The organism is Stenotrophomonas muris (genome assembly GCF_052751275.1).
Genome location: NZ_CP199879.1, coordinates 1,768,110 through 1,782,050, shown reverse-complemented (window position 1 = coordinate 1,782,050; position 13,941 = coordinate 1,768,110). Strand labels below are relative to the sequence as shown.

General features: G+C 63.8%; 18 protein-coding genes. All 18 read left to right on the top strand.

All coding sequences use genetic code 11. The features are described 5' to 3' along the window. Nucleotides 1–45 precede the first annotated feature (45 nt). The 18 genes from ACUVWL_RS08070 to ACUVWL_RS07985 all read left to right on the top strand — a co-directional run bounded on the left by ACUVWL_RS08070 (nucleotide 46) and on the right by ACUVWL_RS07985 (nucleotide 13,839). Nucleotides 46–459 carry a hypothetical protein gene (locus ACUVWL_RS08070; protein WP_445979028.1) on the top strand — a complete coding sequence of 138 codons (414 nt, stop codon included), beginning with the start codon at nucleotides 46–48 and terminating at the stop codon, nucleotides 457–459. A gap of 1 nt (nucleotide 460) precedes the next feature. Beyond that, nucleotides 461–2,158 (top strand): terminase large subunit, encoded by a 1,698-nt coding sequence (locus tag ACUVWL_RS08065; protein WP_445979027.1) that lies wholly within the window; start codon nucleotides 461–463, stop codon nucleotides 2,156–2,158. Between the two features lie 8 nt (nucleotides 2,159–2,166). Then, complete coding sequence (locus ACUVWL_RS08060; protein WP_164166328.1) at nucleotides 2,167–3,441, top strand: phage portal protein; 1,275 nt, start codon at nucleotides 2,167–2,169, stop codon at nucleotides 3,439–3,441. Then, the gene (locus tag ACUVWL_RS08055) at nucleotides 3,419–4,261 is read left to right on the top strand and encodes a head maturation protease, ClpP-related (RefSeq protein ID WP_445979026.1); all 843 of its coding nucleotides are present in this window, start codon (nucleotides 3,419–3,421) and stop codon (nucleotides 4,259–4,261) included. The genes ACUVWL_RS08060 and ACUVWL_RS08055 overlap by 23 nt, the downstream gene beginning before the upstream one ends. 11 nt (nucleotides 4,262–4,272) lie before the next feature. Further along, a complete protein-coding gene (locus ACUVWL_RS08050) occupies nucleotides 4,273–5,523 on the top strand; it encodes a phage major capsid protein (protein WP_049454497.1) in 1,251 nt (416 codons plus the stop codon). A gap of 61 nt (nucleotides 5,524–5,584) precedes the next feature. Next, on the top strand, nucleotides 5,585–6,055 hold the full coding sequence (locus ACUVWL_RS08045) for a hypothetical protein (protein WP_164166246.1): 471 nt from the start codon (nucleotides 5,585–5,587) through the stop codon (nucleotides 6,053–6,055). A 3-nt stretch (nucleotides 6,056–6,058) separates the two neighbouring features. Beyond that, nucleotides 6,059–6,538, top strand: a complete 480-nt coding sequence (locus ACUVWL_RS08040) for a head-tail connector protein (protein ID WP_445979025.1) — start codon at nucleotides 6,059–6,061, stop codon at nucleotides 6,536–6,538. Beyond that, complete coding sequence (locus ACUVWL_RS08035; protein WP_445979024.1) at nucleotides 6,535–6,885, top strand: phage head closure protein; 351 nt, start codon at nucleotides 6,535–6,537, stop codon at nucleotides 6,883–6,885. Before ACUVWL_RS08040 ends, ACUVWL_RS08035 begins: the two co-directional genes overlap by 4 nt. Further along, on the top strand, nucleotides 6,882–7,385 hold the full coding sequence (locus ACUVWL_RS08030) for an HK97 gp10 family phage protein (RefSeq protein WP_164166319.1): 504 nt from the start codon (nucleotides 6,882–6,884) through the stop codon (nucleotides 7,383–7,385). The genes ACUVWL_RS08035 and ACUVWL_RS08030 overlap by 4 nt, the downstream gene beginning before the upstream one ends. Continuing rightward, complete coding sequence (gene gp17, locus ACUVWL_RS08025) at nucleotides 7,382–7,738, top strand: tail completion protein gp17 (RefSeq protein ID WP_142234528.1); 357 nt, start codon at nucleotides 7,382–7,384, stop codon at nucleotides 7,736–7,738. Before ACUVWL_RS08030 ends, gp17 begins: the two co-directional genes overlap by 4 nt. A gap of 71 nt (nucleotides 7,739–7,809) precedes the next feature. Beyond that, nucleotides 7,810–8,469 carry a phage tail tube protein gene (locus ACUVWL_RS08020; RefSeq protein WP_445979023.1) on the top strand — a complete coding sequence of 220 codons (660 nt, stop codon included), beginning with the start codon at nucleotides 7,810–7,812 and terminating at the stop codon, nucleotides 8,467–8,469. Continuing rightward, on the top strand, nucleotides 8,469–8,777 hold the full coding sequence (locus ACUVWL_RS08015) for a phage tail assembly chaperone (protein WP_164166315.1): 309 nt from the start codon (nucleotides 8,469–8,471) through the stop codon (nucleotides 8,775–8,777). The genes ACUVWL_RS08020 and ACUVWL_RS08015 overlap by 1 nt, the downstream gene beginning before the upstream one ends. 8 nt (nucleotides 8,778–8,785) lie before the next feature. Then, nucleotides 8,786–9,085 (top strand): DUF1799 domain-containing protein, encoded by a 300-nt coding sequence (locus ACUVWL_RS08010; protein WP_164166312.1) that lies wholly within the window; start codon nucleotides 8,786–8,788, stop codon nucleotides 9,083–9,085. A 2-nt stretch (nucleotides 9,086–9,087) separates the two neighbouring features. Then, the gene (locus ACUVWL_RS08005) at nucleotides 9,088–11,874 is read left to right on the top strand and encodes a phage tail tape measure protein (RefSeq protein WP_445979022.1); all 2,787 of its coding nucleotides are present in this window, start codon (nucleotides 9,088–9,090) and stop codon (nucleotides 11,872–11,874) included. Further along, a complete protein-coding gene (locus ACUVWL_RS08000; protein ID WP_164166308.1) occupies nucleotides 11,874–12,203 on the top strand; it encodes a phage tail protein in 330 nt (109 codons plus the stop codon). Before ACUVWL_RS08005 ends, ACUVWL_RS08000 begins: the two co-directional genes overlap by 1 nt. Before the next feature lie 9 nt (nucleotides 12,204–12,212). Beyond that, a complete protein-coding gene (locus tag ACUVWL_RS07995; RefSeq protein WP_445979021.1) occupies nucleotides 12,213–12,764 on the top strand; it encodes a hypothetical protein in 552 nt (183 codons plus the stop codon). Beyond that, complete coding sequence (locus ACUVWL_RS07990; protein WP_401728118.1) at nucleotides 12,761–13,150, top strand: hypothetical protein; 390 nt, start codon at nucleotides 12,761–12,763, stop codon at nucleotides 13,148–13,150. The genes ACUVWL_RS07995 and ACUVWL_RS07990 overlap by 4 nt, the downstream gene beginning before the upstream one ends. Next, nucleotides 13,147–13,839 (top strand): phage minor tail protein L, encoded by a 693-nt coding sequence (locus ACUVWL_RS07985; RefSeq protein ID WP_445979020.1) that lies wholly within the window; start codon nucleotides 13,147–13,149, stop codon nucleotides 13,837–13,839. Before ACUVWL_RS07990 ends, ACUVWL_RS07985 begins: the two co-directional genes overlap by 4 nt. Nucleotides 13,840–13,941 lie beyond the last annotated feature (102 nt).

The window sequence follows — 13,941 nt, the reverse complement described above, 5'->3', positions numbered from 1 at the left end:
CCCCATTCACAGAAAAAATTCCCGCCTGGAATAGGAAATCAGCAAATGGCAGGCGTCAAAGGCAAGAGCGGCGGCCCACGAAAGAACGCGGGCGGCGCAAGGCCTGGCGCAGGTCGGAAGCCTAAGCCGCCGATCCCGGTTCCACCAAAGAAATCAGCAAATGCCAAGGCATCGGCAGTGAAGGTCTCGCTGGAGGCTCAACCCGGCGGTGGCGCCCTCAAGCGCACCAAATCTGTGCCGGTTGAGCAGGAAGAAAAGGACATGCTGACCCTGCTCCAGGACATTGCACTGGGGCGCGTGGCTGCAACGGCGCTCCAAGTGAAAGCGGCCTCGGCCGCATTGCCCTACACCCACACAAAGAAGGGGGAGGGCGGAAAGAAGGAGGAGCGCCAGAAGAAGGCACAGGCCGTCGCAGGTCGCTTCGCACCCTCCGCCCCGCCACGTCCGCGGATGAACTGAGATGGGAATCGCCTACACAACGGCCTGCCTGGACTGGGCAGATCGACTGCGGACGGGAAGGAGCATCATTCCGCCGCCGATCTACCCCGACCAGGCGGAAGAGGCGCTGAGGGTGTTCAAGCAGCTACGGATCGTGGATGCCCCTGGTAGTCCGACGTTCGGGGAGGCCTGCGAGCCATGGGTATTCGACTTTGTGGCGGCCATCTTTGGCGCGTACGACGCGGAGACCGGTCGTAGGCTGATCCGCGAAGTGCTGATGCTGATTCCCAAGAAGAACAGCAAGTCCACGCTGGCGGCTGGGATCATGGTGACCGCCCTGATCCTGAACTGGCGTGTGTCGGCGGAGATGATCATCCTGGCGCCGACCGTGGAAATCGCCAACAACGCCTTCGCACCTGCCCGCGACATGATCAAGGTCGATGAAGACCTGTCCGAGCTGTTCCACGTCCAGGACCACGTGCGCACCATTACCCATCGGACGATGGGGGCTACCTTGAAGGTGGTGGCCGCCGATAGCGAAACAGTTGGCGGCAAGAAGGCCAGCTGGGTACTGATCGATGAGGAATGGCTGTTCGGCAAGAGGCCCAACGCCGAGGCCATGTTTCGCGAAGCGGTGGGTGGGTTGGCGTCACGCCCAGAGGGGATAGTCATCAAGCTGACGACGCAGTCTGATGAACCGCCGGCCGGGGTGTTCAAGCAAGACCTGCAGCGCATGCGCGATGTGCGCGATGGAAAGATCGTGGATCCGCAGTCGTTACCGGTGCTCTATGAGCATCCGCCTGAGATGGTAGCTGCCGGCGACCACTTGAAGCTGGAGAACATGCCGCTGGTCAATCCCAACTTCGGGGTGTCGGTGGACTCGGAGTTCCTGCGGCGAGAGTACGAGAAGGCTGACCAGGCTGGTGAGCACTCGCTACGAGGCTTTCTGGCCAAGCACGCCAACGTCGAGGTGGGGCTAAACCTACGTTCGGATCGCTGGGCCGGCGCGGACTTCTGGCAACAGCAGGCCCGTCCGGAGCTTGTGGCCACGCTGGATGATCTGCTGCAGCGTTGCGAGGTGATCACCACTGGGATCGACGGTGGTGGGCTGGACGATCTTCTGGGCCTGGCAGCGGTAGGGCGTGAGCGGGAAACGCGCAAGTGGCTGGCCTGGGTTCACGCCTGGGCGCACGAGATCGTGCTGGAGCGGCGCAAGGATATCGTCATCATGCTTCGCGAATTCGAGCGGGTCGGTGATCTCACCATCGTCAAGCTTCCCGGCCAGGACGTGGATCAGCTGGCCGACGCCATCTGCAGGATCAAGCTGGCGGGGCTTATGCCGGAAGAGAATGGCGTCGGCGTAGACCCGGCAGGCATCGGGGCCGTCGTTGACGAGTTGACCACAGAGGATCGGGGCATCGACCTCAAGCAGATTGTGGCCGTCTCCCAAGGCTGGAAGCTCAACGGCGCCATCAAGACGACCGAACGCGCATTGGCCGGCGGCGACCTTGTTCACGCAGGGCAGCCGTTGATGGCTTGGTCAGTGGGCAATGCAAAGGTGGTTCCGACCGGAAACGCCATCACGATCACCAAGCAAGTCAGCGGAACAGCAAAGATCGATCCGCTGATGGCGTTGTTCAATGCGGTCTCGTTGATGGCGCTCAATCCCACTGCTCGCGGTATCTCTGTTTACGAGAGCCGCGGCATCCGATTCCTATAAGGAACCTCATGTCTCGTTTCAATGCCGATGATCTGGCGTCCCTGGACCGGTACTGGAACCCTCCGGCCGTCCTTGATTCGCCTCCTCCACAAAACGCGCGGGCTGAGGCCGGCCAGTTCACCGGAATGGATGACCCGGCCCTACTGGAATTCATCCGATCGCAGGCCGGCCATGGCGGTGGCGGCTACCAGCTGCGCAATATGGCGGTACTCCGCTGCCTGTCTCTGATCTGCGGGACCATCGGCATGCTGCCGCTGAACCTGGTTGAGTCGGGTGGGAAGAAGCGGATAGCCGTTGAGCATCCCGCGCACCGCCTACTCAAGATCAAGCCGAATCCGTGGCAGACGCCGCTGGAGTTCAAGCGGCAGATGGAGCTGGCCCGGCAGCGGCATGGCGATGGTTACGCGAGAATCGTGTGGTCCGCCGGCCGGCCAATCCACCTCATCCCGATGGATTCCCTCGCGGTTCGCGCTGAGCTTGGCGACGACTGGCGGATGATCTACCGGTACAACAGCAAGAAACGCGGCGAGGTGATCCTGAAGCAGGAGGAAGTGCTGCACATCCGTGACCTATCCGTGGACGGCGTGACGAGCCTGTCCAGGATGAAGCTGGCAGATCGGGCCATCCGCCTGGCTCTGGATGCGGAACAGGCAGCAAGCCGGATCTTTGAGACCGGCAACATGGCCGGCGGCGCCATTGAGGTTCCGCAGGCGTTGAGCGACATGGCCTATGGCCGGATGCGTGGGTCACTGGACACTGAGTACGCTGGAGCGACAGCAGCCCAGAAATGGATGCTTCTGGAGGAGGGGGCCAAGGCCAACAAGTTCGGCAGCACCGCCCAAGAGGCCCAGCACGTCGAGAACCGCAGCGCACAGGTGGAGGAGGTGGCCAGGCTCTACGGCGTGCCTCGACCGCTCCTGTTCCTGAGCGATACCAGCTGGGGCACCGGCATCGAGCAGCTGGGCATCTTCTTCCTGCAGTACACGATGCTGGAGCACTTCACCAACTGGGAGCAGGCGGTCGCGCGATCGCTGATCGACGAGCGTGACCTGGAGCGCTACCAGCCCAAGTTCAACGTGCGGGCGCTGATGCGCGGCACGCTCAAGGATCAGGCCGAGTTCTTCAAGGCCGCTCTCGGTTCTGGCGGTACGGCGCCGTTCCACACACAGAACGAGGTCCGCGACCTGCTGGACTATCCGGAATCGGATCAGCCAGGGGCCAACGACCTGATCAACCCCATGACACAGAAGGGAAAGAGCAATGAGCCTCCGGCAGCTGCCTGAAATCCGTGCCGAGCGACGGCTCGGCGCCGCCCAGTTCGACATGCGTCCCGATGCGCTCGAACGCTGGGAGCCCGAAGTACGCGCCGCCGGCAACGACGCGAACAGCATCTCGATCTATGACTCGATCGGCGAAAACTGGGAGGGGACCGGCGTCACCGCCAAACGGATCAGCGCCGCCCTACGCGCCATCGGCGCCAAAGATGTGGTGGTGAACATCAACTCGCCCGGTGGCGACTTCTTCGAAGGTGTCGCGATCTACAACCTGCTGCGCGAGCACCAGGGCAGGGTGACGGTCCAGGTCATGGGCCTGGCCGCGTCGGCGGCCTCGGTGATTGCGATGGCCGGAGACGAGATCCTGATGGGCGACGGATCGTTCCTGATGATCCACAACGCTTGGGCGGTGGCCATCGGCAATCGGCACGACATGGCTGACGCGGCAAGGCTGCTGGAGCCCTTCGACACGGCCATGGCCAAGGTCTACGCGGCCCGCTCGGGCGTCACCGAGGCCGAGGCGGCTCGGATGATGGACGAGGAGACCTGGATCGGTGCCACCCAGGCGGTGGAGGACGGCTTTGCCGATGGTCTGCTCGATGGGGCTGCCGCCACCAAGGATGCCAAGCAGGCATCGGGTGGGCGCAAGGCGTTGGCCTTGGTCGAGGCGGCGATGGCCAAGGCCGGCCACTCCCGATCCATGCGACGCGACACCCTGAAATCGCTGTTCAACGGCAAGCCGAGCGCTGCCGGGTCCGCTACGCCGAGCGCTGGCGGCAACGAAACCTCGGCCCTGCTGCAGGGCCTTCTCGACAACATCAAAGCCTAAGAGGCCAACACATGACCAAGATGACCCACGGCCGCGTCCCGCGCGGCCTCGTTTCCGTGCGCGCCGATGGTGGCAGCCAGCCCGACGTGAAGGCGCTGGTGGAGTCGCTGAACAAGGCATTCGCCGAGTTCAAGGCCGAGCACACCAAGCAGCTCGAAGAGATCAAGAAGGGCAGCGCCGATGCACTGCAGGCCCTGAAGGTCGACAACATCAATGCCGATATCACCCGCCTGCAGGCTGCGGTCGACCAAGCCAACACCCAGATGGCCGCGTTCCAGATGGGCGGCGGTAGCGCCGGCAGCGGTGTCGCCGATGCCGAGTACACCGATTCCTTCCGTGCCCACTTCCGAAAGGGTGAAGTGCAGGCGGCCCTGAACAAGGGCGCGGCCGATGAAGGTGGATACCTGGCCCCGGTCGAATGGGATCGTTCGATCACTGATCGCCTGGTCATCGTGTCGGATATGCGGCAGTTGGCCAACGTGCAGCCCTGCTCCGGTGCGGGCCTGACCAAGCTCTACAACACCGGCGGCACTTCGTCGGGCTGGGTGGGCGAAGAAGATCCCCGCCCGGAGACCGCAACGGCAAAGCTGCGTCCGCTCAGCTTCGGCTGGGGCGAAATCTACGCCAATCCGGCGGCGACCCAGCAGCTGCTGGACGATGCCGAGATTGACCTGGAGGCATGGCTGGCCGGCGAGGTCGAGCTGGAGTTCGCCAAGCAGGAGGGCGACGCGTTCTTCTCCGGCAATGGCGTCAACAAGCCGTTCGGTATCCTGACCTACGTGGAAGGCGGCGCCAACGCGGCCAAGCACCCGTTCGGTGCCATCAAGGCCGTGAACAGCGGGCTGGCGGCCGGCATCAACGGTGACAGCATTCTGGACCTGGTCTATGACCTGCCGTCGGCATTCACCGCGGGCGCCAAGTTCGCGCTCAACCGCAAGACCCAGGGTGTGGTGCGCAAGCTGAAGGATGCCCAGGGCAACTACCTGTGGCAGCCGTCGCTGGTGGCGGGTCAGCCGTCGACCCTGGCCGGCTTTGCGGTGCAGGACGTGGCCGCGATCCCGGATGTGGCAGCAAACGCCATCGCCGCGCTGTTCGGCGACTTCAAGCAGACCTACACCGTGTACGACCGCAAGGGCGTGCGCGTGCTGCGCGACCCGTACACCAACAAGCCCTACGTGATGTTCTACACCACCAAGCGCGTGGGCGGCGGTGTGCACAACCCCGAGCCGATGCGCGCCCTCAAGATCGCGGCTTCGGCCTGATCACCCACCCGTCGGGCGGCCTCGCGCCGCCCGGCATCCCTCCTGTGATCGAGGAGCCGCAATGGCAAAGTTCATCAAGCCCTTCCGTGGAGTGCCGGAAGGCGAGATCTATCCCGTCCAGTTCGTTGCCGGCAATGACTGCCCGCCCGAGCTGGAGGCCGGCGCACTCTCTGTCGGTGCTCTCAGCCTGATGGCAGATACGCCGCCCGCGTTCCTGCTGGGCTCCAGTGTTCAGCCGGAGAGCTTCGAGCTTTCCGACGGCAGTGTCCTGTCGTTGGGCGACGTGGTTGGCCGCGCACACGTAGCCTCGGGGCTGTCGGTGGAGGACTGGAACGCGCTCGAGGACAACGCACGCGAGGCGCTGATCGCAGAGACCGTCGACAAGCTGTCCGGCGAGGACGACAAGGGCCAGGTCGCTGCCGAAGACAAGCCAGCCTTGATGGCGCAGCTTGAAGCCGCAGGTATCCCGTTCGACAAGCGCTGGGGTCCTGAAAAGCTGGCCGCGGCGCTGGCCGACGGCAAGAAGGAGTGAGCCATGCCCCTGTTGACGCCTGAGCAGTGCCGCGCCCAATGCAGGGTCGATGGGGATTACGCCGATGCAGAGCTGGCGGCGCTGCTCGCATCGGCCGAAGATGCGGCGGCGGCATACCTCAACCGATCGTTATTCGCCGACCAAGCAGCACTGGACGGCGCCTTGGACGCGTTCCCGGCTGCAGCTGCGGCAGCTGCCTCGGCCTACTCTGCGGCCATGACGGCAGCTGATTCTGAGCCTGATGCGGACAAAGCAGCGGCGATGCGTTCCGTCGCCAGGCAACGCAAGGCGTCGGCCGATCTGGCCTTGTCGCGGAACCTGGCTGGAATGGTCGTCAACCCGAGCGTGGTTGCAGCCGTCCGGTTGACCTTGGCGCACTTGTGGGACAACCAGGCGGCGGTGGTGATCGGAGCAACCGCCGTCGAACTACCGATGGGTGTGATTCCGCTTCTTCGGCCCTACAGGCGGGTGATGACGCCATGAGAACGTCAGATCTCAACCGGAGGATCAGAATCGAGCGCCCAGCCGAGGGAACCGATGACTGGGGCCAGCCTGTTCAGGGCTGGGAGCTGGTTGCGGAGGTATGGGCGGGAATCGCCAATGAAACCGGACTCGGCGCCATTCGCGCAAGCTTGGCCGGCGGCGTGCCGGCGTCGATCGCACGCTACAGCTTCATGGTCCGATTCGCCACTTTGCAGTCGTTCGCGGTCGATGAGTCCATGCGGATCGTTCACGAGGGCCTGATCTTTGAGGTCAAGGGCGTAATTCGCGACCTAAAAGATCGTGCCAAGGGCTTCATCATCACTGAGCAGGGAGGCAACAGCGGATGAGCATCAAGGCCAATGTTGACTTTTCCGACGCGGTGAAGGGACTCGACGCGCTTCTCGACTCCCGCGTCAGTCTCGCGCGCTCCATGGGCGTTGCAGGTGGCCAGGTCATTCGGGATGAGGTGAAGCTGCGGGCACCGGTCGGCACGGAGGAAGGTGGCAGCCTGCGCCCCGGCAGTCTCCGCGACGCAATCTACTTGGCATACCGGGATGGCCGATCCACCGACAGTCGGCAGGTGTACTCGATCTCGTGGAACGCCAAGAAGGCGCCACACGGGCATTTGGTGGAGTTCGGGCACTGGCAGACGCATGCGGTCTACCAGGATAAGGACGGCTCCTGGACACTGGGTGCACCGCTGGCGCAGCCAAAATGGGTCCCTGCTAACCCCTTCGTCAGGCCGGGGTACGAGGCGTCCCTGTCGCGCGCGCAGGCGGCGATGGTGGAAAGGGGCAGGGAGCGGCTTCCTGAGCTGCTGCGTGAGGCGCGAGGAGGCAGCGGATGAGCTACGAACCGTCCCTCCATGCCCTGATTGCGCCCTTGGTACAGGGACGCTTCTATCCCGACGTTCCGCCGGACCAGCCGGTCTTCCCGTTCGCGCTCTATCAGCAGGTCGGAGGCCAAGCCCTGTGGTTCCTCGAAGGATCAATGCCGGACCACAAGCATGCGCGGGTGCAGATCACCATCTGGTCCAAGTCCAGGCCCGAGGCCAACACGCTGATCCGTCGTATCGAGGATGTGATCTGTACCGGCGTTCCGCATTCCGAGCCCTATGGCGCCGCAGTCGCTATGTACGAGGCGCCCATCAAGGCATACGGCGCCCGTCTCGATTTCGGGCTCTGGTTCCCTGACCCGTAAGTGACCCACCAACCCCGTATCAGCCCGGCCATGCGCCGGGCTTTTCGTTTTCAACCAGAGGAAGACAACACATGGCACTCAAGCTCCCGAAGGGCACCCAGTTCGGCTTCGCGCCGGTGCTGGCCACCAAGATCGCAACCACTGGCATCTCCAAGGCGGCGCCGGCATTGGCGAGCATTGCGGCCAATGCAGTCGACACCGACGACGTGGTGGTGCTGGAGATCCCGGGCTGGCCGGCCCTGAACAACCGCACGACCCGCGCTGGCGCCGAATCCACCGGTGCAATCGAATTGCTCGGCACCGACACCACCGATACCACCCTGTACCCGGGCACCAGCGGCGCCGGCTCGCTGCGAAAGGCGGCCGCCTTCATCGACCTGGACCAGCAGGGCGATCCGACCACCGCCGGCGGAGAACAGCAGTACTGGAGCGGGATCCTGCTGGAGGACCCGACCGGCCGCCAGATCCAGATCCCGACCTTCAAGAACGCCAAGACCATCACCATCCCGCTCTACTACGACCCGTCCAAGCCCTGGTATCCGGCGTTGAAGACGGTCGACGCCAAGGGCGAGCCGGTGGTGCTGCGGGCCAAGCTTGCCGGCGGTGACGTTCTGTACTGGTATGGCTACCTGAGCTACGACGGTGACCCGACCATGACCGCGAACACGCCGATGGGCACCACCGCGACGTTCACCGCCCTGGCCGATTCGATCCTGGTGGAGGGCGCCTGATGTTCAAGGTAAAGGCCCCGGAGACCTTCAAGGCATCGTTGACCATCATCGGCCACGGCCGCGAGCAGAAGCTCAACCTGATCTATCGGCACCTGACACAGGAGGCGTACACGGCGCTGTTGCAACGCCTGGCGGGGCAGGAGATCACGCCGGCTCAAGCGATCCTGGACATGGTGGCGGAATGGGATGCGGACGTGTCGCTGGATACCGCCGGCGTGGATGAGGCCCTGCAGCAGCAGATCGGCCTGGATGCGGTGATCATCACCGGCTATGCGCAGGCGATCCAGGTGGCCCGCAAGGGAAACTGATCGAGGCGGTGGGGGCGCTGTACTGGCGCGCCCCCACCGAGGCCGAGCTTGCCCAGGTCGGCCTCAAAGCGAAGCACTACCAGCCGCCGGACGTGCAGCTGTGGCCCGAGTGTTCGCTGCCTATCGAGATCTTCTCGCGGGTCTCCACCCAGTGGCGTGCAAGCGCCGGAGGTCCGTTTGGGCTGGACTACAACGTCGTGTTCCAAGAGCTTGACCGCGAAGGGTTGACCGGTGATCGCCGGGCCGAGGTGATGGCCGCGATACGCATCATTGAGGGCGCTGCCCTAACCGAAATTTGCAAGGGCTGACCATGACCGACCAATCAATTGGCGCGGCTCGAATCGACCTGGTCGTCGATACGCAGCAGTTCGACAGTGCGATCACTGCAGCAAAACGCGGTGTCGCCGACATGTCGGGCAGCGCACAGCAGCAGTATCAGCAGCTGTCGCGCGCTGAGCGCTCGCGCGTCGATACGCTGGTGCGCCAGGCGGACACCCTGGGCATGACCCGGTCCCAGCAGTTGGCCTACAACGCTGCCTTGCGCACGAGTGGGCCGGTGCTGGACGAGATCGTACAGAAGTTGGCCCGCGCTGAAGCTGCGGCCAAGCGCTCCGGAAAGGAGCTGAATGCATACGGTGTCAGCGCGGCCCAGCAGGCAGCGGCAATGCGCGGCGTGCCCGCGCAGATCACCGACATTGCTGTGAGCCTGCAGGGTGGGCAGAACCCGCTGACTGTCTTCCTGCAGCAGGGCGGACAGCTCAAGGACATGTTCGGCGGCATCCGGCCAGCGGCCGCCGCCTTGGCGTCGCAGCTGCTGTCGATGATCAACCCGCTCACAGCCACAGCCGCGGCGACTGCAGCGCTTGGCGTGGCTTGGTATCAGGTCGGAGAGGCGCAGCGGCAGGCGGAACTGGCGCTGATCACGACCGGAAACTATGCCGGAACCAGTGCCGAGCAGATTGCGGCGCTCGCTCGGCAGATGGACAACCTTGGCGGTGTAACACGGGGCAAGGCCCTGGCGGCGCTGACTCAGGTTGCGGCATCAGGCCGGTTCACTGGCGAACAGTTCCGCTTGGTGTCGGAATCAGCGGCCGAAATGGAAGGAGCGACTGGTCAGAGCATCGACTCCACCATCGACAAGTTCAAGGAGCTGGCGAAGGACCCGGTAGAAGGCCTGCTAAAGCTGAACGAGGCCGAGCACTTCCTCACGCGCGCGCAACTGGACCGGGTGACCGCGCTTCAAGAAGAAGGGAGGCAGCAAGAGGCGGTAACGGAGGCGATCCGGATCTATCACGCCAGCCTTGGAGATGTTTCTGCAAAGGCGCGTGAGTCCCTTTCGGGCGTCAGCCAGTGGTGGAAGGCAGTAAAGGACGACACCTCATCGGCCTTCAATGAGCTTGGGCGGTACATCGATCTCACTGATCGCCTCCTCACGCGCACCACGGGGGTGAAACGAGGTGCGGTGGCGGAGACGGCATCATTCTTCACCCCGATAGCAGGCCAGGCAAAGCTCGCGGGTGGGTTGCTTGGCGCGGCGAATGACTTCGCCGAGAGGTACTGGGGCCTTGGCCCCAAGCCCACCGTCACGATGGCAGGGATCTACGGCAATGGCGCAGAGGAATCGATCGACAGCGCTGGGGAGCGGAAGCGCCTAGAGCAGCGGAAGAAGGACCAACAGGAATGGGATCGTCTGGCCGGGCAGAACCTGTCCAAGCGCCAGAAGCAGCTCGCCGAAGAGGCGCAGATCGTCGCCCTGGGCAAGAAGCTCGGCAAGGACCAGGCTGATATCGACCGGGAAGTCGCAGCGTCGCGGAAGCAGTTCGCTGAGGCAGAAGCGCGCCGGGGCGGTGGCTCCAAAACAAACCCGGCCACGTCTATCGTTGCCAGAATTCAGCAGCAGGTAGCTCTGAACAAAGAGCAGTCAGGCACCGAGGAGAAGCTCACTGTCAGCCAGCGCCTGCGGGTGCAGGTGCTGGAAGAACTGGACAGGCTGGGGTCCAAGATTCCCGAAGCGGATCGGAAGCGCATCGGGACGATGCTGGAGGAGTTGAAGACGACCGGCGACCTGGTGGAGGCCAAGGATAAGCAGAAGAAGACCTTGGAGGCGCTAACCCGCCAGCAGGCCATCTTCGACCAGCAGACCGAGTCACGGCGTCGGGGTAATGAGCTGGACTTGATGAGCTACGGCCGTGGCCAGGACGCGGTCGCCCAGCTGCGCCGGCAGATGGACGTGCAACGGGAGTACGAGGACGAACTGAAGCGCTTGGGCGACCGAAAGGTGGCCACCGATCAGGACCAGTGGGACCAGCTGGCGGCGAATGCGGCTAGGCACAGGGACGAGCAGTTGCAGCTGGAGATGGACTACCAAGCCCGCCGGCTTTCCGCGATGGGAGACTGGCGCAACGGCACCCGAGCCGCCTTCGAGGATTACGCCACGGAGGCGAACAACGCGGCTGGCCAGGCCCATTCCGCGCTGACGAACGCATTCCAGGGCGCGGAAGACGCGCTGGTTCAGTTCGCCATGACCGGGAAGCTGTCGTTCCGCGACCTGGCCAACTCGATCATTGCCGACCTAGCACGTATTGCCGCAAAGCAGGCCATCGTCGGCATTGCCGGGATGATCGCCAGTGCCTGGGGCGGTGGGGTCACTGCTGCGGGGAACGCCGCGGCTACCAGTGGGACGCAGCAGATCAACTCCGACCTTCTCGCGAACATTGGCCGCAATGCCAACGGTGGTGTCTACACATCGCCAAGCCTGTCGGCGTATTCCGGCGGCGTCTACAGCTCCCCGCAGCTTTTCGCCTTCGCGAAGGGAGCGGGCGTGTTCGGTGAGGCCGGGCCGGAGGCCATCATGCCTCTGCAGCGTGGACCAGATGGTCGCCTGGGCGTCGCTGCACATGGCGGCGGCTCAGGGTCGTCACAGGTGAACGTGAACGTCGTGGTGAACAGCGACGGATCGACCGATGTGTCAGCCGACACCCCGTTGTGGCAGCAGTTCGGCAAGGAGATCGGGCAGCTGATCGACATGAAGATCAACGATGCGCAGCTCCGGTCCATGAAGGACGGCGGCGCTATGAGGGTGATGGGGAAAGGTTGATGACCGACACATTCAGTTGGAAAGCCACCAGCCAGAGCAGCGGATCAGCGACTGCGTCGGTGAGGCGTGCAAAGTTCGGGGATGGTTACTCACAGCAGGTCGCGGAGGGCATCAATTCCGTTGCCAGAAAGTACCAGGTGAGCTTCGTTGCGCCCAAGGCGGTGATCACCGAGATCATTGCCTTCCTCGATGCACACGCCGGCATGTCCTTCTGGTGGGCCGCCCCGTGGGGAACGGGCCTCTACTACTGCGACACCTACACGGACTCCCACCTTGGTGGCCTGACCTACAGCGTCACGGCCACCTTCGAACAGACTTTCCAGCCGTAAGGAGAGAACATGGCACTTCAGCCAATCAATATCGAGACAGTCCAGCCGAACGGCAAGAAGGGCGATCCAGCCAGGATCGCCTTCGGGAAGGTCAACGATAACGACGCGTACCTCGATGGTCGGATCAGTACCGTCGCCACAGCTGCGGCCACCGCGGACACGAAGGCGACCAATGCGGGTGCTGCAGCTGCGGCGGCTGTTCCGAAGTCTGGCGGTGAAGCCGGTGCCATGACGGGGACGCTCGTCATGCGAGGCGGCGGAACGGCAGTTCGTCGCGCGAACTTCTTCCACAATGCGAATGCTACGAGCGATTTCGGAGCCAAGCTCACCCTGTCCTACAACGCCAGCAACAGCGATCTGGCCGGTGTTTTCCTGGTCCCTACGGGGCCCAACGGATTCGAGTCCCAATGCCAAGTCTGGTTGAAGGACGGCGACTTCTTCAATTCGGCCTATGTCCAGGTGCTTACGATCACCCGAACGGCTGTCACCTTCAGGGGCAGTGCCTTGTGGCACGCGGGAAACACGACGGTGGATGCAAACAACTTCATCAAGAGAGCATGAACATGGAGCTCACCTGCACTGCAGCGTTCAACATCCAGCCTGATGGCGGGATCGTGCTCGACGGAGACCATGCTCCTGGCACAAGCATCGGTTGCTCGTTTGATGCTTTGGGCATCGCGTGCGCTCGTGTTGCGACTGGTGTGTATCGGGTAGCTGGTCCGGGGATCAAGCCGGCTACCGGGTGGCGCGCGAGCGTATACCGTGACGAGAACGACGAACAGACCATCCGTCTGGCCATCCAGCAGGAGGCGGGTGCGGTGCTCTACACGTGTACCGATCCGGCGACCGGAGAGGCAAGGGACATTGTCTACTTGCTGACGGTACGTGTCGTCGTTGACGCTCCGGAGCTCGAACAAACCGAGGATGCGGAGGTCGATGCGGCATGATCACCGCAGATGCCCAGCAGCTCGAGCCAGGCGGCCGCGTCACGGTCTATGAACTGGACTGCACCAGCTTCGGTGCAGATCAGCTCTGGTTTCACCAGCACCTGCAGTCGGAGGTGATCTGGTGGCAGGGCCAGGAATATGGGCCATGGCCGATCAGCGCTACCGGCTTCGAGCGCACCAGCGAGCAGCAGCCCAACCCGCGGCTTAGGGTCAGCAACATCGACGGCCGGATCGGCGCTCTGTGCCGCATGTTCCAGGATCTAGCCGGCGCCAAGCTGATCCGCCGGCAGACGCTGGTGAAGTACCTGGACGCGGCCAACTTCCCCGCGGGGAACCCGTTGGCTGATCCGGGCGAACACTTCCCGGATGAGATCTGGTACATCGAGCGCAAGGTGGGCGAGGACGACGAAACGGTTGAGTTCGAGCTGACCACGGTGGCCGACTTCAACGGGCGGGAGCTGCCCGCGCGGCAATGCACGAGGATCTGCAGCGCCCTGCTGCACGGGGGCTATCGAGGTCCCTACTGCGGCTACACCGGCTCGGCCTACTTCGATATCAACGACCAGCCGGTCGACGACCCGGCAAGGGACGTGTGCGCCGGACTGGTCCGGAGCTGCCAACTGCGGTTCGGCCAGGACAAGCCGATTCCGCACGGTGGATTCCCCGCCGCCGGCCTGCTGCGGACCTGACGATCCGCCATACCCCAGCTCCAGACCATTCGCGCTGCACCAGCAGCACCACAGGGCTCGCCAGGCGCGGGCCTTTTCTATGGGCGAGATCCATGCAACAGA